General features: G+C 39.7%; 16 protein-coding genes. 6 read left to right on the forward strand and 10 right to left on the reverse strand.

Going from position 1 to position 17,574, the window contains the following annotated elements; genetic code table 11:
* Nucleotides 1-24: 24 nt before the first annotated feature.
* The 3 genes from rbtA to cxpE all read right to left on the reverse strand — a co-directional run bounded on the left by rbtA (nucleotide 25) and on the right by cxpE (nucleotide 3,895).
* On the reverse strand, nucleotides 25-1,836 hold the full coding sequence (gene rbtA / locus FTU22_RS07080) for a rhombotarget A (RefSeq protein WP_180093681.1): 1,812 nt from the start codon (nucleotides 1,834-1,836) through the stop codon (nucleotides 25-27).
* A 118-nt stretch (nucleotides 1,837-1,954) separates the two neighbouring features.
* On the reverse strand, nucleotides 1,955-2,659 hold the full coding sequence (gene hda / locus FTU22_RS07085; protein WP_078190380.1) for a DnaA regulatory inactivator Hda: 705 nt from the start codon (nucleotides 2,657-2,659) through the stop codon (nucleotides 1,955-1,957).
* A gap of 18 nt (nucleotides 2,660-2,677) precedes the next feature.
* Entirely contained in the window at nucleotides 2,678-3,895 is a 1,218-nt protein-coding gene (gene cxpE / locus FTU22_RS07090) for a chloramphenicol efflux transporter CxpE (RefSeq protein ID WP_078192047.1), read from the reverse strand.
* A gap of 134 nt (nucleotides 3,896-4,029) precedes the next feature.
* Between cxpE and purM the strand changes: the two genes are divergently transcribed.
* The 3 genes from purM to FTU22_RS07105 all read left to right on the forward strand — a co-directional run bounded on the left by purM (nucleotide 4,030) and on the right by FTU22_RS07105 (nucleotide 6,465).
* The gene (gene purM, locus FTU22_RS07095) at nucleotides 4,030-5,100 is read left to right on the forward strand and encodes a phosphoribosylformylglycinamidine cyclo-ligase (RefSeq protein WP_078190382.1); all 1,071 of its coding nucleotides are present in this window, start codon (nucleotides 4,030-4,032) and stop codon (nucleotides 5,098-5,100) included.
* Nucleotides 5,101-5,109: 9 nt separating this feature from the next.
* The gene (gene purN / locus FTU22_RS07100; RefSeq protein ID WP_180059245.1) at nucleotides 5,110-5,739 is read left to right on the forward strand and encodes a phosphoribosylglycinamide formyltransferase; all 630 of its coding nucleotides are present in this window, start codon (nucleotides 5,110-5,112) and stop codon (nucleotides 5,737-5,739) included.
* A 288-nt stretch (nucleotides 5,740-6,027) separates the two neighbouring features.
* Nucleotides 6,028-6,465, forward strand: coding sequence for an META domain-containing protein (locus FTU22_RS07105; protein WP_078192049.1), 438 nt, complete (start codon nucleotides 6,028-6,030; stop codon nucleotides 6,463-6,465).
* Between the two features lie 78 nt (nucleotides 6,466-6,543).
* On the opposite strand, the gene FTU22_RS07110 is transcribed toward FTU22_RS07105, so the two are convergent.
* Both FTU22_RS07110 and sppA read right to left on the reverse strand, forming a co-directional pair.
* The gene (locus tag FTU22_RS07110) at nucleotides 6,544-7,353 is read right to left on the reverse strand and encodes an alpha/beta fold hydrolase (protein ID WP_180093683.1); all 810 of its coding nucleotides are present in this window, start codon (nucleotides 7,351-7,353) and stop codon (nucleotides 6,544-6,546) included.
* Complete coding sequence (gene sppA, locus FTU22_RS07115) at nucleotides 7,350-8,375, reverse strand: signal peptide peptidase SppA (protein ID WP_180093685.1); 1,026 nt, start codon at nucleotides 8,373-8,375, stop codon at nucleotides 7,350-7,352. Before sppA ends, FTU22_RS07110 begins: the two co-directional genes overlap by 4 nt.
* Before the next feature lie 127 nt (nucleotides 8,376-8,502).
* Here sppA and FTU22_RS07120 point away from each other — a divergent pair, with 127 nt between their 5' ends.
* Nucleotides 8,503-9,471 carry a lysophospholipid acyltransferase family protein gene (locus tag FTU22_RS07120; RefSeq protein WP_180093687.1) on the forward strand — a complete coding sequence of 323 codons (969 nt, stop codon included), beginning with the start codon at nucleotides 8,503-8,505 and terminating at the stop codon, nucleotides 9,469-9,471.
* A 32-nt stretch (nucleotides 9,472-9,503) separates the two neighbouring features.
* Here the strand turns inward: FTU22_RS07120 and FTU22_RS07125 are convergent, their stop codons facing one another.
* The 3 genes from FTU22_RS07125 to FTU22_RS07135 all read right to left on the reverse strand — a co-directional run bounded on the left by FTU22_RS07125 (nucleotide 9,504) and on the right by FTU22_RS07135 (nucleotide 13,981).
* Nucleotides 9,504-11,963 (reverse strand): DNA internalization-related competence protein ComEC/Rec2, encoded by a 2,460-nt coding sequence (locus FTU22_RS07125; protein ID WP_180093688.1) that lies wholly within the window; start codon nucleotides 11,961-11,963, stop codon nucleotides 9,504-9,506.
* 106 nt (nucleotides 11,964-12,069) lie between these two features.
* Entirely contained in the window at nucleotides 12,070-12,753 is a 684-nt protein-coding gene (lolD, locus tag FTU22_RS07130) for a lipoprotein-releasing ABC transporter ATP-binding protein LolD (RefSeq protein ID WP_180093690.1), read from the reverse strand.
* Complete coding sequence (locus FTU22_RS07135) at nucleotides 12,746-13,981, reverse strand: lipoprotein-releasing ABC transporter permease subunit (RefSeq protein WP_078190389.1); 1,236 nt, start codon at nucleotides 13,979-13,981, stop codon at nucleotides 12,746-12,748. Before FTU22_RS07135 ends, lolD begins: the two co-directional genes overlap by 8 nt.
* A gap of 28 nt (nucleotides 13,982-14,009) precedes the next feature.
* Here FTU22_RS07135 and FTU22_RS07140 point away from each other — a divergent pair, with 28 nt between their 5' ends.
* Complete coding sequence (locus FTU22_RS07140) at nucleotides 14,010-14,579, forward strand: PilZ domain-containing protein (RefSeq protein ID WP_078192054.1); 570 nt, start codon at nucleotides 14,010-14,012, stop codon at nucleotides 14,577-14,579.
* Between the two features lie 7 nt (nucleotides 14,580-14,586).
* On the opposite strand, the gene FTU22_RS07145 is transcribed toward FTU22_RS07140, so the two are convergent.
* Both FTU22_RS07145 and FTU22_RS07150 read right to left on the reverse strand, forming a co-directional pair.
* Nucleotides 14,587-15,492: a DMT family transporter gene (locus FTU22_RS07145; RefSeq protein WP_111883935.1), complete on the reverse strand. Its 906-nt coding sequence runs from the start codon at nucleotides 15,490-15,492 to the stop codon at nucleotides 14,587-14,589.
* A gap of 5 nt (nucleotides 15,493-15,497) precedes the next feature.
* The gene (locus FTU22_RS07150) at nucleotides 15,498-15,986 is read right to left on the reverse strand and encodes a YaiI/YqxD family protein (protein WP_372491130.1); all 489 of its coding nucleotides are present in this window, start codon (nucleotides 15,984-15,986) and stop codon (nucleotides 15,498-15,500) included.
* A gap of 266 nt (nucleotides 15,987-16,252) precedes the next feature.
* On the opposite strand from FTU22_RS07150, the gene FTU22_RS07155 reads away from it, so the two are divergent.
* Complete coding sequence (locus FTU22_RS07155; protein WP_180093692.1) at nucleotides 16,253-17,185, forward strand: hypothetical protein; 933 nt, start codon at nucleotides 16,253-16,255, stop codon at nucleotides 17,183-17,185.
* Nucleotides 17,186-17,574: the final 389 nt, after the last annotated feature.

Consider the following 17,574-nt stretch of genomic DNA (forward strand, 5'->3'; position numbering starts at 1 on the left):
GTGCTGTCCTTAATTCTATCCAGACTATTTTTTAAAGCGACGAAATCCAACTAAGCCAAGCAGCGCAAAAATACTCGCCCAGCCTAGAGCACCACCTGATGTTTTAACGGTTTTACTTTCCATTTCATTGGTTGGTTCTTGGAAAATACGCACTTCTGCAGCTAAATAATTTTTTGCCGAAGTATTAAAACGGGTTGAAGACGTCACCACACGCAATTCAAAAATATCTGCGCCATGCCAATTTCCATTTGGCGTGTATTCAAAATCACCATTCAAATTCAGTGTAAATTTACCTTTTGATTTGGTGCTTTGTACAACTATTGGACAACCATCTTGCCATGGCTCACCTGTTGGATTTGCCATACCCATCACTTTTGTACATTCTTCTTTTGGAATTAAATCACTGTCACCTAAAGCATCTAAGATATTAAACTTCGCCACTTCACCTGTACGTATGTCTTTACCTAAGCGAGGCATGCTCACAGGAACCACAATTTCGATAGCCCCACGATCACACCAAACATCATCCAAATTACGATTTTTTCCACGCTGATCAGAAGACTCACAATACACATGATGCTCATTGCCATCTGCTGTGGTCTTCCCCTTATTTAATATCGGGCTTGAGAAAATCGTTTCGTAATCTAATAAAATACGAGGACGTAAATAACCAATAAATGCGTTATTTGCTGTGGTAAATGGACAGAAAAGTGCATTACGATCTTCTGTTAAGGTTTTACAGCTACCTTCATCTTCACCAGCGATTAAACTTGTCCCATACCACACATCATTTAAATTTGCAACAGGCCCAACAGGACAACTTGCAGCCACTAAGTTGTTATAAAAAACAGATTTGTCTGTTCCTGAGTTCACAACTTTACAATCTTGAGCGGTGCCACTGAGCGCATTACCAATCACCACACTATTGGCTAAATAAGCATGCTCAGAGGTACTATTTAGTTCAATGCCACCACTGTTCTTCAGTACTGTAATATTATTGAGTGCTAAACCATCACGTAAGTTGACAGCAAAACCTTTGTTTTTGAAAAAGGTACTATTGGCAATGATATTTTGAGGGTTACTGAACACCAACTTGCTGATGTCTGCGAGCCCATTTTGATTGTAAACAATCGCTCGACCAGAAGTGCTTTCATTATTTTTAAATAAAGATGTATAGATTTCATAAGCCGGTGCTTCTGAGTAAATTGCACCACCATCTACCGCTTTGTTGCTTTGAAAAATCGTGGTTCGTATATATAGACGGCTTGCTACAGCTGCGCCATCTTCTGAAAATCCAACATTGTAGATTGCACCACCAAGTCGTGCATAGCCATCTTCAAACTTTACATTTTCAAGTGTGAGTTTTTCATTATTAAAAATGATGCCGCCTTTATCAGCGCACTGATCTTGCTTACATCCTTTAAATGAAATTTCTTTAAAATTGATCGCAATTAGTTCTTTTTCGCCGTCATTAATATTAAAAATTTGATCCTTACCGGTCATTTCAATGACGGCATTATTGAGACCGAGTACGACATCTTCATTGACGTTACTGTCATACACCGTTTTCAGGTTCAATTCCGCTTTAATATCAATTTTTTTAGTGAGTTTATAAACTTCATTTTTCTTCAGAGAAATTGAGGCATAGGCGTCTTTACCCCCGCAACCATTATATCCGGCTTCTGGCATACCATTATTGATATATTCTATGGCTTCACGAAGTGAACATTCCTTGTCATCCTTTACAACATCTTCAGTAGTTGTAACGGTAATTTCTGCGCTAAATGCATGACCTGCCATGAGAAGCATGCCAATACCTATGCTCTGTTTGAGCATATCCATCTCCTTAAATATTTTTTATCTTTTTATTCTTAAGTTGCACAATCCTTGCAACATTAAAATATTTTTATGTACTTTGTCACAGCTTGAGTAATTACTCAAGAATTTTTATTGCTTACCGATATTCATCAATTAGGGCAAAAATTTGTCTTAAATTGGCATGACTCAATTTGACTTTTTCACCTTTTAACATCTGAATCAGTTGTTCTAAAGATCTAAGTAAAATGGATGCCTGATGCGGGCCATGTGCCAACAAATAATCTACAATTTGTTGATCCATATGGATGCCACGTCGCGCCAAAACAGAGTTTACGAGTGCTTGTCGGTCTGCGTATAAACTACCATTTGGTACTTTTACACTGACAGCCTGAGTTAATCGAGACTGTAAATCTGGCAGTTCAAGTTTGAGTTCAATGGGCGCCAGCCGAGATGAAAAGACCAATTGACCACCTTCTTCGTTATTATAATTAATCAGGTGAAAAACAGCTTTTTGCCAATGTGGAACTCCGCTAATCGCTTCAATATCGTCTAAAGCCACCAAGTCATAGCGATCGAGCGAAGTAATCGCTTCAGTGGGAGCATCGAGCAATTCAAGCAATGAAACTTGAATTGCTGATTTACCAATTTCTAAATAGGAGTCACATATTGCAGACAGTAAATGGCTTTTTCCTGTGCCAGCTCCACCATAGATATAGAAACGATTCATTAAACCAGCATGTAACTGACGAACACCATCGATTACATGCCCCCAACTCGGCCCAGAAAAATCACTAATTCGGGCATCGAGTTGTGGTTCTATATCTAGCTGCAATTGACGCATATCTATATTTTGGCCTTATCAATCTTTATGTTCTGATCTTTCAATGTTACTCGAAATTTCAGGATCTTGCAGCGAATTTGCAGACTGATTTTTGAGCTCAATATCGACAGCAACTTGATTGGTTTCTACGTTTAAAGTGCCACTTGCAGCATCATTTACGACAAGTACATCATTTCGGTATAAATTACTTTTCTCGTAATTTTCGCGTGCATGACGTAATAAGACCACAATAATCGCTGCAACGGGTAGTGCAATGAGCATTCCGAGGAGTCCTGCCAATTGCGCGCCTGCAAGGACTGCAAATACCACTGCCACAGGAGACAAACCAATTTTGTCGCCTAATAAGAAAGGCTGTAAAATATAACCTTCTATTGCCTGCCCTACCATGAATACCACCAGTACTAAGGCCAAATGCACCCAATCCAAACCGAATTGGAACAGGCAAGCCACAATTGCCGAAATAATACCTACCGCAAAACCCAAATACGGAATAATACTGGCTAGACCCGCAATCATCCCAATGATGATGCCAACTTCAATACCGACTAATTGGAGTCCAACCGCATAAACAACGCCCAATAAGAACATTACCAAGAATTGGCCTTTTACAAATGCACCTAAAACTTCATGACATTCGCCCACGATTGTGAGCGTGCTTTTTTCATATTTACGTGGAATAAGTCGACGCATGTTTTCTAACATACGCTCCCAATCTAATAAGAAATAGAAAGCTATGATTGGAATTAAGACAATCGTGCCACCAATCTGTATGAAATTCAGACCCGATTGTGCCACTTTTAACAACATGGCTTGGATACTGTCTGCACTATAGTTGGTTTGAATATACTCCATGATCGCTGCTGACATTTGCTCTGTATCAATTTCCATCGGTACAAGATTAAATGTCTCTGATAACCACGGCAGGAATGTATAGTTGACCCAATGAATATTGCTTGGAATATTGTTTTTCGCATACATCAACTGTTCCCATACCAGTGGTACGAGGAACCACATTGCAAAGAATATAGCGACACCAATTCCAATAAAGACCAAACTGATAGATAACCAGCGCGGCAAGCCAATATTATGTAATTTATCGACTAAAGGGCTAAATAAATATGCAATTAGAAATGCGCCGATAAAAGGAACAACTACAGGCTTTAATAAGTATAAAACCCATATGATCAATGCTATCCCAGCAAGAATAAATATTCGGCGCAAGGTGCGATCACCCATATAAAGTCACCTTTTTTCAATGTAATCGTTATAGAAAGGAAAATATTTTAATAAAGATAACATTTTAGTGCGAAATAGCATAAGAGTTTTGCATATTCAGGTTATAATCCCCGCGCGAATGCGGAGACTTCATTATGAGCAACTCAACTTCTACCCCAAACACTGGTTTAAGCTACAAAGATGCAGGTGTCGACATTGAAGCGGGCGACGCGTTAGTCGATCGTATCAAATCTGTCGCGAAACGTACTGCACGTCCTGAAGTAATGGGCGGCCTAGGCGGCTTCGGCGCTCTTTGTAAAATTCCTAAAGGTTATGAAGAACCTGTTCTCGTATCTGGCACAGATGGTGTTGGTACAAAATTGCGTTTAGCATTGAATTTGAACCGTCATGACACAATTGGTCAAGACTTGGTTGCAATGTGCGTAAACGATCTTCTTGTATGTGGTGCTGAACCACTGTTCTTCCTTGACTACTATGCAACTGGCCACCTTAACGTTGACGTTGCAGCAAATGTTGTGACTGGTATCGGTGCGGGTTGTGAACTTGCAGGCTGTGCATTGGTTGGCGGTGAAACTGCTGAAATGCCAGGTATGTATGAAGGCGAAGACTATGACCTTGCAGGTTTCTGCGTAGGTGTAGTTGAGCAAAGTAAAATTATTGATGGCTCTAAAGTTAAAGCGGGTGACGTTTTAGTTGGTGTTGCATCTTCTGGCGCACACTCAAACGGTTACTCACTTCTTCGTAAAATTTTAGATGTGAAAAACGTTGACCTTACTCAAATCGTTGATGGTCGTCCACTTGCAGATACAGCAATGGAACCAACACGTATTTATGTAAAACCAATTCTTCAGTTATTGAAAGAAGTGGATGTACACGCTATGGCGCACATCACAGGCGGCGGTTTACCGGGTAACTTACCTCGCGTACTGCCAAATGGTGCTCAAGCGGTAGTCAATGAAGCATCTTGGGAATGGCCAGAATTATTCAAACTACTTCAAAAAGAAGGTGGTGTTGAACAATTTGAAATGTACCGCACATTTAACTGTGGCGTAGGTATGGTTCTCGTGGTTGATGCAGCCGATGCTGACAAAACTGTTGAATTACTCAATAGCCTTGGCGAAAAAGCATTCACAATGGGTCACATTGCAGATAATGCTGAATCTGTTGAAGGCGCTGACGAAAAAATCCGTGTAGTTTTCGCATAAGCAACGTTCATGATTAAAATTGCTGTACTTGTTTCAGGCAGCGGATCTAACCTGCAAGCCCTGATCGATGCCAATCTATCAGGTCAAATCATTGGGGTGATTTCCAATAGACCTGACGCTTTTGCACTGCAACGTGCAAGAAAAGCAAATATTGCAACTGCAGTCATTGAACATAAGCAATATCCAAGTCGTGAAGCTTTTGATGATGTGATGCATCAACAACTGCTCGACTGGGATGTTGATTTGGTCATTTTAGCAGGCTTTATGCGCATTTTAAGCGCAAAATTTGTCAAAGCATGGGAAGGAAAAATGATTAACATCCACCCTTCTCTGCTGCCAAATTATAAAGGAATGCATACTCATCAACGTGTTTTAAATACCGGTGATGTCTTCCATGGCTGTACAGTTCACTATGTGACTGCAGAGCTGGATGCTGGTCAAGCGCTTGCTCAAGGCGTACTTAAAGTCAATGTGCATGATCATGCTGAAAGTCTGGCAGATCGGGTTCACGTGCTTGAGCATGTGATTTACCCTCAAGTGGCAGAATGGATTTGTAATGGCACCATTCAACACACTGAAAACGGTGTTTTATATCGTGGCGAGCCTTTGCAACAACCTGTTCAATTCTGTAAGTTCTAAGCAACTGTATAATTTAACAATCAACGCATCTTAGGGTGCGTTTTGTTTTTCAGTGCCAAATAAAACTCTATTTATTACTAAAATCTAAAATCTAAAATCTAAAATCTAAAATCTAAAATCTAAAATCTAAAATCCATTTTTGCAGAATGTTCAACTTTATGATCAATATGTAGTTTTTAGTTAAATTAAAGCTTTTAGCATCATTAAAATAATAAGCTTATATTGCAATTAGTAAACCTTATAAATCTAGAAATATTACATCCTTCAAAAAAAAGTGGAGAAAATCACATGTTAAAATCCATCACACTGGCGACTTGTGCATGTATAACACTGGGTATGATTGGTTGTGCTACGACATCAAATCCGGCTACTGATCGTAATTTAGATAAATTACAAAACAAAAATTGGGTTGCGAGTGAAATTCAAGGCGTTAAGCTCGAAGCTGACCCTAACAATTCGAACGTACCCACCATCACTTTCGACGATACTCGTGTAAGTGGTTCTGATGGTTGTAATCGATTCATGGGCGGTTACGCTGTGCAAAACACAAAAATCCAATTTTCAAACCTTGCTACAACACAAAGAGCGTGTTTGACTGCGACAAATATTCCTCAACATTTTTCGCAGGCATTGAGCCAAGTTACTCATTATGATGCCTCTAAAGATCATTTGAAATTTTTAGATGCCAATAACAAAGTTGTTTTACAATTTGAAAATGCGAAATAAATCTCAAAAGTAGAATGTTTCATTCATAAAAAAAGCACTCTATAGAGTGCTTTTTTTATGTGTTGTGGTTTTTAAGGTTTAATGATGACGCTTAGGCAATTTAAGTAAATCTTTGATCAATTCAACAGTTTCCACAGGATGTTCCAATGGGAACATATGACTCCCCGCAGCAACTTTAAATGGAATCCCAAATTTTTTCTCTACCATTTGTGGAAAGTGCCGAGCTAAAAATGGTCCCTGCTCTGCAATTAACTGCTGTACAGGGACTTGCGGTTGAGCATGAGGTAACCACCACAGTGAAGGATTAGTTCGAAAAATATGAACCTCATCATCACGTGAAATCGTCAATTCCACCCCACCACGCAGTTTATCGTCCATCAAGGCATGATCAATATAAGCTTGATAACAGTCTGGATCGAAATCTTTATAAAAACCTTTCGGCCTTAAAAGCTCTGCTGCTTGTTCACGGCTGTTCCAATGATCACGACGACGCTTCGACAAACCTGCTGGGGACATTTTATCGACGACCTTGAGTTTGAGGAGTTTTGCGATGTGCAAAGCAAAAGACTCTTTACCCATGATGATAGGCGGATCAATCATTAACACTTGTTCAAACAATTCTGGGCGTTGTAAAGCAGCCTGAAATGTTAAAACCGAACCTAATGAATGACCTAATCCAATCACCTTACGACCATTGGCCTGACGTACAATACTGTCAATGACTTGCTGTGTTAAGCTTTTCCAATGGTTATCGATTGGGTAACGCTTATCTGGCCCAAGTAACGGCACATAGATCACATCATATTCATCACTCAGTAAATCAAACAATTTTTGATAAACCCGTGATGGCACGCCATTGGCGTGCGCAAAGTGAATTAATGGCTTCATTGTAACTTCGTGGTATTTTCAGATTGGACTTGCTGAGAAATTGACGTTGCAAAACCTTGACCAATTGAACTTCCCATACGACCTAAAACAGAGTCAAATGGACTGTATTCAATTGTATAGTTCACAGCTTTTTCTGTTTTGAGTTCACGTTTTAATGTGTTCAAACTACCTGTACGGTCTGCAATACCCAATTTAACTGCCTGCTCACCTGTCCAAAATAAACCTGAGAAAATCGCAGGATCATTTGATTTTAATTTCTTACCACGACCTTCTTTTACTGCATTAATAAAATGCGTGTGGACATTATCAAGCACAGCTTGTACATGTGCTTTTTGTGCAGGATCAACAGGTTGTGTCATTGAAAGAATGGCTTTATTTTCACCTGATGTCATGGTTCGGTCTTCAACACCTAGTTTTTGCATTAAACCACTAACACCATAATTCGGCATGATCACGCCAATCGAACCCACTAAACTTGAAGGATTGACAATAATTTCATCTGCCGCAGACGCAATATAATACGCACCTGAAGCGCCTGTATCACCAATTATGGCATACAGTTTTTTATCGGTATGGGCTTTTTTCAAGTACTGAATTTCTTGCCAAATTTCATCAGACTGAACAGGTGAACCACCCGGTGAATTAATATTTAGAACAACCGCTTTGCTTTGTTTATTTTCATAAGCTTTTTTCAAAGCTTTGATGGTATTTGCGCTGTTTACACTTTGCTTGTCCGCTGCAATGGTCCCAATGATATCAACCACAGCAATATGTGAACCCGCTGTTGCTGCTGGATCAGATGACGACATGCTGCAACTTTTTGCCATCGCAATGATAATAAATAACAAATAAGCAAAGGTTAAAAATTTAAAAAATATACCCCATCTACGTGCTCTACGTTGTTCTTCAACGGAAGAAAGCACGGCTTTTTCTAATATTTTCCATTCATTTCCAGTTGGCTGCTGAATATTGTTTGAAGAACTTTGCTGTTTTTCTTCAGGTTTTGGTGGCCATTCGGACATAAAAAAACCCATTTGATCGTTAATTTGTAGTCATTATATACACGCTAATCGCTATAACTGTCTAATCAATTCATTTTCCCCTATAATTATTTTAAATTTTCTTTCATTTCTTTCAGACTTAAATAAGATGACCGACCAAAATTCACAGGACACCACATATCACCTGTTAAAATTTATCAGCCGTCAACCTATTCAAATTTCAAGATTAATTGCAAAAGGTTTGGCTGGGTTAGTCAATGTTTTAAAAATCTCTAAAACCTACTCTACGATTCAACGCAATCTTAAAATTGCATTGCCTGAATTATCAGAGTCAGCTCGCATTCAACTCACTAAACAAGCGATTCGAAACGAACTTTGTTCTTATTTTGAATTTTTTAATATTTGGGGTGCAAGTACAGAAAAAAATATTCAACGGATTCATCACGTACATGGCGCTGAATATTTACATGAAGCGCTCGCCCTAAAAAAAGGCGTTGTACTCGTAGTACCACATTTTGGTACTTGGGAAATAATGAATGCATGGGTTGCGCAGTACACTCAAATGACCATCATGTACAAGCCGGTAAAAAGCGAATCTGCCAACAATTTTGTCCGTGCTGCTCGAAGCCGTGAGCAAGCAATATTGGTTCCTACGGATGAATCAGGTGTACGTCAGATTTTCAAAGCCTTAAAACAAGGTGGGACGACTGTGATTTTGCCAGACCATACGCCAAATGCCGGCGGCGAAATGATTCCATACTTTGGTATTCCACTAAAAACCAGCAACTTAAGTGCAAAATTAATTCAAAAAACCAAAGCACGTGCGCTCTTACTGTATGCCATTCGTAACGATAATCATGGTTTTGATATGCATATCGAACCTATGGATGAGAATATCTATCAAGGCAATGCAGATGATGGCTCAATAGTTATCTTTAAAGCAGTGGAAGATTTAATTCATCGTTATCCAGAGCATTATCACTGGAGCTATAAACGCTTTAAAGCCAATCCAAAATTGAGAAATCTATACAATATTAGTGACGAAGAGGCGGCTCAACGAATCCACGATATTCGTGAGGAATATCAACAGCAGCAAACAATGACAGTGGCTGAATAACATCTTCACGCCTTGCCCTTGAGCGAGTTTCTTTATTCGGCTTCTTTTGATAGCCTGCGATATAGATCGAGCCATTTATACTTTGTTCGCTCTTCGATCAACTCGATTTGCTGTTTATTCTGCTTGAAATGAATACTTCCACTCTGTGCAGTTTGCAAGAGTGGAATGTCTAAATGTTTGAGTCGTGTTTGGGTCATCTTTGCTGGATGCCCATAACGATTAAAGCGTCCCGCAGAAGCAATCGCCAACTTGGGCTTAAAATGGTTTAAAAATGCATAGGATGAACTGTGCTGACTACCATGATGTCCAAGTACCAAGACATCGACTTTTAAGTCTGAATAATCACGTAATATTTGATATTCAGTCTCCCAACCCGCATCCCCCATCAATAGAAAACGTCGTGGCCCATTGACGCCTTTGACCGTCACATACAGTACACAAGAGCGTTCATTGGCATTCCAATGAGCATCTGTCAGATCTTCAGGCTTTGGCGAGAGTATTTCAAAATAGACTTGCTGATCCCAATTCCACTGCTGACCACGCTGACATAAGTGCTGTGGAGCTTGGTTTATGGTTTGTACCCGCTCATTACTTGAAAGCTGTCCAATATCAAGCTGTTGCTCCAATGAGAAAAAGCCACCACTATGGTCTTGATCTAAATGAGTCAATAACACCCGATCTAGTCGATGGACACCTTGCACACTCAAAAATGGCCGGATGATATTTTGCCCAACACTAAATTTATTTTCATCATAGTTTCCACCGAAGTCCACCATCATATGATGATCTACAGATCGGATATAAATCGCCTGCCCTTGCCCCACATCTAAAATTGAAAGCTGAAAATTTGCTGAATTTCTCCATGGGATAAACAGAGCAAAAAAGGCAATGACCGCCCAATATTTTGGCAAGATACCTTCAGGTAAAAATAAGATTACTATAACGAGTATCAACAGTATGATTTGAGTTGACGTCAATGCGACATCTTGCATTTTTGGTGTAAAGAGTCGATCTAAGCCATAGAGAAACACATGCAATATTTCCAAACACAGATCATTGAATAAAAAAACCAAATGCGCCAAAGGTGTAGAAATATAAGAAAGTGCCCCTCCGATGATATCTAAAGGAACCACCACAGCCCCTAACCACGGGATGGCGAATAAATTACTTAGTGGGCTAATCCAAGTCACTTGCTTGAAAAAAATCACCATCAATGGAAATAAGGCAACAAAGATTTTCCATTGTGATTCCACCATCAACCACATTGAATGTTTTAACTTTTGCCAAAAACTGGCTTCCGCTTGAGCCAGTAAATGCTTCCTTAAGGTTTGATAAATCCGCAGTAAAATAAAGCATGCGCCATAAGACAACCAAAATGCCGCGGATAAAATACTAAAGGGATCCACAAGCAATAAAATTGCGGCACTAAAAACCAGCAGTTGAAAAGGCTGAATGGTTTGCCGTAACAAAAGTATGCTACTGGCGACTAGGCAGATCGTCAGCGTTCTCAGTGCCGGTATTTCAAAACCAGTAAATGCACAATATAGAAGGACACAAAAGATAAAGGGCAGGACCAATACATATTGTTTGGGCCATTTGAGATAGATTTTGGGACAATATTTGCGAATACCTAACTGCATCGCCCAACAAAGCATACTGGCAAAAACAAGTACATGTGGACCAGATATCGCCAATAAATGACTCATTCCAAAGCGTTGAAATAATTCACTGGTGCCTTCAGTGAGTAAACTTTTATCGCCTGTAAGCAGTGCTAACAACAAGCCATGATTCCGCAGCGGTTGTTGATATATAAACGCTCTTAAATATAAACGCTGCTTTTCGACTTTTATTTTGAACTGATGTAACACACCTTGATGTCGTTGATATTGCTGGCCATAACCCATCGCAGTCATATGTTGAGGTGGTATTAATTCCACCGACTTCACCTTTAAACTGGCATGTATATTTTGCTGTATACTCCACCTTTCTTGGTCAAATGCACCTTCGGTCACATAGCTTTGGGTAGGTCTTAACTCACCATACATACGATAGTATTGTCCAGGGACCAACTGAATCGTCTGTTCATTATTTTGCAAAATTGAATTGGGTAAATACGCCATAAAATATTGAATCTGCTGATTCATATTTAGCACTTCAATTTTTTGCTGAATTGCTTGGTCTTTGAGTTGGCTGATCTGTGGAATATACGCAATAAACTCGCCTTGTCTGCTCTGATGTTCAACCAATGCCAAACGCTGATCGAGTTGAGTATTGGCGAAACTAAAGCCGAGAATTGCACCTATGCAAAGATTTGTACTGAGCTGTAAGATTTTCGAAAAGATACTTTTTAGTTTTGGTGAAATGTAGAGCTGTAGCACTAGCCAAATCAGGACAATAAAAAGCAACTGAGCTGTCGAGAGTTGTGGATTCCAAAACATGAAACCCATAAAAGAAATACCTAAAATCCAGCCAATACAAAAACTTTGTAACATGAGTCGTCATTATTTTTATTATGTGCTGGCAATAATAAAGCCCACCGAGGTGAGCTTCAATCAAACAATCTTAATCCACTAATTTTTTACAAAATCAATTTAGCGCTTAGTCATCTACCCATAAACCATCTTGCATATGCAAAATCGCATCAGCAGATTGAGCTAAATATTCATCATGGGTCACAATTAGCATTGCCATGTTAAATTCTTTACGTAACTCAGACAGCAACTCAAAAATCTTCACCGCGGTTTTGCGGTCTAAGTTCCCTGTTGGCTCATCAGCCATCATCAACTTAGGTTTTGCTACCAATGCACGAGCCAAAGCCACACGTTGACGTTCACCGCCTGAAAGCTCACCCGGTTTATGCGTCATGCGGTGGGAAAGTCCAACGCGTTCCAAAAGATATTCAGCTTGCTGCTTCACTTCTTTGAAGTTACTCGACTTACGTAACATCAATGGCATTGCCACATTTTCAAAGGCGGTAAATTCAGGCAGCAAGTGATGGAATTGGTATACAAAACCTAAATGCTCATTACGGATATAACCACGCTCTGCTTCACCTAAAGTGTCAAAGCGTTGACCATTAATCATCACTTGACCCGATGTTGGACGATCTAAGCCACCCAATACATGCAACAACGTACTTTTACCAGAACCACTTGACCCCACAATCGAAACAAACTCACCTGCTTTGACTTGTAATGAAAGTCCACGAATCACATCGACTGTAGACTTCCCATCGGTAAAAGATTTGGTAATGTTTTGGGCATCTAAAACTAAATTACTCATAGCGTAGAGCCTCTGCAGGTTGAACTTTAGCTGCACGTAATGCCGGATAAATAGTCGCGATAAAGCTAAGACCCAATGATAAAGATACAATCACCACAACATCTTGCCATCTTAAATAAGACGGTAAATAGTTGATGAAGTAAGCATCAAACATATTTAAGCCCAATGTTGTATTCAACCAACCGACTAAATTACTAATACTCGATGCAGCGATAATCCCTAAAATCGCCCCAGACACCGTACCAATCACCCCAATAACTGTACCTTGCACCATGAAGATCCGCGTGATTGTAGCCGGTGAAGCGCCTAGAGTACGCAAAATGGCAATATCGGATTTTTTATCAGTAACCACCATCACCAATGAAGACACGATATTAAATGCTGCAACCAATACGATCAGGAACAGCAATAAACTTACCATTGCCTTTTCCATTTGAATCGCACTGAACAGGTTGCCGTGTGTATAAGTCCAATCTGAAGCATAGAAGTTTGCAGGTAGATCACGCACAATTTCTTGAGACACTTGTGGCGCTGCAAAAATATCATCCAACTTCATACGGATGCCTTGTGCACCGTCTGGCAGTCTTAATAAAGTCGACGCATCGTTCAGGGCTACATAGCCCATCATCGAATCAACCTCTGCACCAATACTGAAAATACCCACAATTTTAAATCGTTTAAAACGCGGAACGACCCCAGCCGGCGAAGGAGTTGCTTCGGGAAGCACCAAGGTCACACTGTCATTTAAACCTAAGCCCAAGGCATCTGTCATTTGCTTGCCAAGGACAATACCAAACTCACCTTTTTTCAGGTTATCGATACTGCCTTCCACCATATGGTCTTGGATAATTGATACCTTTTTTTCATACTGCGGTTCAATCCCACTGACCATAATGCCAGACACTTGACCTTGTGCCGTCAACATTCCCTGTAATTGGGTGAATGGTGCGACCCCTTGAACATGCTCATGCTGCTCAATTTTTTTTGCAAGTTCAGGCCAATTTGTTAAAATTTGTGTTGAAGAAACAGTGGCTTGAGGTATCATTCCTAAGACACGAGTTTTCAGCTCACGATCGAAACCATTCATCACAGATAAAACTGTAATAAGGACTGCCACACCAAGCGTGAGGCCGATCATGGATACCAGAGCAATAAAAGAAATAAAGTGGTTACTGCGCCGAGCGCGAGTGTATCTCAACCCTATATACAGCGAGATTGGTTTAAACATAACCATCTAGTCCGAGGTAATATATATTATGGAAAACTTACAGCATCAAAGCGTTCAAACTGAACGCCGTGTAATGTCGCGTATCGATGCTGCTTTGCGCATCAACTATCAGATTATCTCTGATGATGTTGCACTGAATGATCCTTACGATCCTAATTTTGTATTGCCGCGCTATTTTCTACTACTTGCTGAATTAGATCAATTTGATCATGCACTCAACTACGAATTAGAACAATTAGCTGAGAAAGATCAACAAATTGCTCGAATCTTATCCTTATTTAACCAAAAGTTAAACCTTATTACGGGTTCTTTATACGACGCAATTGTACAAAGCATGTTACCAGTGCCTGAGCATGTGAATTTTTCCGAGACCGGTCTGAGCTTTTTTAGCGAACGCGCGATTAAAGAAGGTACTTATATCCATGTGACCTTAAGCCACCCTGAAAATTTCTTCCATATTGCGGCAACTGCGCAAGTGGTTTATAGCCGTGAAGAAGAAAGCAACTTATACCGTACGGGTGCCTATTTTATCACACTGCTCCCTCAAGACCGCGTCAAACTTGCAGAGTGTATCGCACTGACCCAAAACAAAGAGTGATTTTTAATCAATGTTTTAATTTGTGGGCGAGCTCTCTGTTCGCCCGAAAATCTTTATAAAAATAAACAAACAAGCCTGATAATAGAATCACAGCACCAAGTAAAACCATCAATGATAATTTTTCATCATTCAGTAAAGCACCAAAGAGCATAGCAAGCATGGGTGTGAGTACCGTTGTTAAAGACAAAGTTGTCGCCTTGATGTTTTGTACCAGTTTGAAATAACAAAACATTGCAATCAATGAAGCCATAATCACTGCATAAAATAAGCCAATGAGTGCTTTGGTCGAAGGCATCTGTGTCGGTGCATATTGCCAAATAAACGGTAGCATTGCAGCAGAAAATAGTGCTGAGATAAGAATCGAACCCGTGGCTTGAGACATGGGCTGCAATGGCGCATTGACTTTTTTCACCCAAAAAATCGACATACAGTAGACGAATACGCTCATTAACATTAAGACGATGCCAACAGGCTGTACGTGCTGATCACTGCCGCCTAAGCAAATAATGGCTAAACCACAGACGGCAATCAACATCCCCATCCATTGCAAGCGATGCAGATAGGTATGAAAGAAGAAACGACCGATCAGACCCGTCATAATTGGTGCCAAACCAAACATCAGGGCAATAATGCCTGAGCTGAGATAGGCCGTTGCCATATAGGTAAAAATCTGAGAACCAATAAAACTAAATGCCCCCGCCAAATAACTGTGCAGCGAGGTTTTATCCATCGGAAGTTTATGTTTAAAAATAAACAATAATGCGACAGCCAAGGGTAATGCGATAAAAAAGCGTAATGTCAGTGCCCAAAACGCATTGATATCACTGACACTCCAAACGATGGCAAGTGGCGTGGTCGACCAAATGAACACCAACAACGCATAGGTCGTCGCTAGATTTGTTTTAGATGGCATGGTTTTTACTTCTGCGCCGTTTTACGTTTTTGCTTTTGAATAGTTTGATCTAAGCTGCTGGAAAATTCACGCTTATCTCGTTCGGAAATCGGTGCTGGACCACCGGTTTGCACACCTGCGCCCCGTAAAGTATCCATAAAGTCGCGTAAGTGTAGACGTGCTTTGACATTTGCTGTGGTATAAATCTCACCCCGAGGATGTATCGCTATACCGCCCCGCTCAATCACTTCAGCAGCAAGTGGAATATCCTGTGTCATCACGATGTCGTGCTCTTTCATGCGCTGAATAATTTCTTTATCCGCTGCATCTGCCCCACTCATGACTTGAATCGAGTTAATTCGCACCGACGGCGTTATCCCAACATTTTGATTGGCGACAAAAGTGACTTCTAACTGGTAACGATCAGAAGCCCGAATAATCACATCACGTAAAATGCGTGGTAACGCATCTGCATCCACCCATAATTTAAATGGCAGCACTGATTTTCCATTCACTTTTAAACATGACTCATAGTAACAAATCTACATGACATTTTGGGGATCTGCATCCGCTGAATGGATCTACATTTCTCTAATCATGAGAATCGAAAAGCTGCAAAATGACTCCAACTTGGGCTTATTTTCCAATGCTTTTACATTTAAATCCTACTGAAAACATTTTTTATGCATGATTTCATGATAAATATGACGTCGGTGACTTGAAAATTTCAAATAACCCTCGATTTATTAATTATGAAACCAACCCAATATCAATTGTGCATATGAAAAAACAAAATAGCCCTGAAATTATCACTATTGAAGATCAAACTTTTGGTAGTCATGTTGAACATTGGAATTTGCTCACCGGCAACCCGACAACGGATGTACCAGTTTGGCTGGGTCAGGCATTGGATGCACCCATTATGCCGATGGGCTTATGTGCACAAGAATCTGATATGGATCAAAGTACCTGGCTGATTCAAGGTCCATCAAAAGCGTCGATTCAACTGTGCCAAGTGATTGCGGTAGAAAATAATAAACCTAAAGCCGTTAAAACTGCATTTCCAAGTTTTGATAGCCCATATAAAACCAAAGCCACCATTGAACGTATTATTACCTGTAAATCCAATACACAAGCTGTGCTTTGCCTCGACTTAGGCGCAAATACCAGTGTGTATGCTTTTGATAGTTTATATAGCGTCAATCACGACCAATATGAAAAAGATGCAAGCTACAGTGTGCAACTCAATGCTTGGGCCTATGAACTCGAAGCTGTCGCAGAACATGAACAATTGGTCGTCGATGATCCTGCGTCGATTAAACATCATCGTGCTTTAAACGATATCTTGGCAGCAAATAATGGTATTGCCCCTGCAGACTTACACGAACAGATTAAAGCGTGGCAACCGAAGTCTGAAGATGACAAAGCACCAGTCACAGTCGATTTTTCTAAAATGGTTGCATACCTATATGGTGAAAATCTTGGACAAGAAGATGAAGCATGGTTCCAAGGGCATATAGTTGGCAAAACCGCCATGCAATTTAAAGAGCAAGACTATACGCTGTATGATGTGACCTTAATCCACGAAGAAAATCAAGAAGCGGTGATTGTTCGTGTTGCAACACGAAATCCGGCGCATAAAGATTTCAATGTTGGGCAATATATTCGTGGCAACCTATGGATACAAGCCAATATTTACGCAAAATCAGCCTAATTTAAATTGAAAAAACCAATTTCACATAAAAAAAGCCGCCTCAGTGCGGTTTTTTTTATTTCTCGCTAATCATGAGTATTCGCTGAATATTTAAATGATTGAATATTTCTTATCCATAAACCAGTCAATATATTCTATTTTTAAATTCAAATTAAAATAACTTATCCACAATATTAAATTCAAAATAATGCTGCTAAATAAATCCATATACAAAGGATAAAATATAAAAATCTAATATAAATAAATAAGATAGGAAATTTATGAAACTAAATTTATCAATTCAGTTGCTTATTTTTAAATAAACTAAATAGTTTAGTAAGTTTACGGCAGATAGTACTTTATTTAATCAAATAATTATGTTAAAAATGCGTTTAAGAAATAGTAATTAA

Origin of the sequence: Acinetobacter sp. YH12076 (assembly GCF_013419525.1) — a bacterium.
In the GTDB taxonomy this organism is placed as follows: domain Bacteria; phylum Pseudomonadota; class Gammaproteobacteria; order Pseudomonadales; family Moraxellaceae; genus Acinetobacter; species Acinetobacter amyesii.

Coding starts and splice junctions, on each gene's coding strand:
- rbtA (WP_180093681.1), bottom strand. CDS start 1,836: ATGCTCAAACAGAGCATAGGTATTGGCATGCTTCTCATGGCAGGTCAT.
- hda (WP_078190380.1), bottom strand. CDS start 2,659: ATGCGTCAATTGCAGCTAGATATAGAACCACAACTCGATGCCCGAATT.
- cxpE (WP_078192047.1), bottom strand. CDS start 3,895: ATGGGTGATCGCACCTTGCGCCGAATATTTATTCTTGCTGGGATAGCA.
- purM (WP_078190382.1), top strand. CDS start 4,030: ATGAGCAACTCAACTTCTACCCCAAACACTGGTTTAAGCTACAAAGAT.
- purN (WP_180059245.1), top strand. CDS start 5,110: ATGATTAAAATTGCTGTACTTGTTTCAGGCAGCGGATCTAACCTGCAA.
- FTU22_RS07105 (WP_078192049.1), top strand. CDS start 6,028: ATGTTAAAATCCATCACACTGGCGACTTGTGCATGTATAACACTGGGT.
- FTU22_RS07110 (WP_180093683.1), bottom strand. CDS start 7,353: ATGAAGCCATTAATTCACTTTGCGCACGCCAATGGCGTGCCATCACGG.
- sppA (WP_180093685.1), bottom strand. CDS start 8,375: ATGTCCGAATGGCCACCAAAACCTGAAGAAAAACAGCAAAGTTCTTCA.
- FTU22_RS07120 (WP_180093687.1), top strand. CDS start 8,503: ATGACCGACCAAAATTCACAGGACACCACATATCACCTGTTAAAATTT.
- FTU22_RS07125 (WP_180093688.1), bottom strand. CDS start 11,963: ATGTTACAAAGTTTTTGTATTGGCTGGATTTTAGGTATTTCTTTTATG.
- lolD (WP_180093690.1), bottom strand. CDS start 12,753: ATGAGTAATTTAGTTTTAGATGCCCAAAACATTACCAAATCTTTTACC.
- FTU22_RS07135 (WP_078190389.1), bottom strand. CDS start 13,981: ATGTTTAAACCAATCTCGCTGTATATAGGGTTGAGATACACTCGCGCT.
- FTU22_RS07140 (WP_078192054.1), top strand. CDS start 14,010: ATGGAAAACTTACAGCATCAAAGCGTTCAAACTGAACGCCGTGTAATG.
- FTU22_RS07145 (WP_111883935.1), bottom strand. CDS start 15,492: ATGCCATCTAAAACAAATCTAGCGACGACCTATGCGTTGTTGGTGTTC.
- FTU22_RS07155 (WP_180093692.1), top strand. CDS start 16,253: ATGAAAAAACAAAATAGCCCTGAAATTATCACTATTGAAGATCAAACT.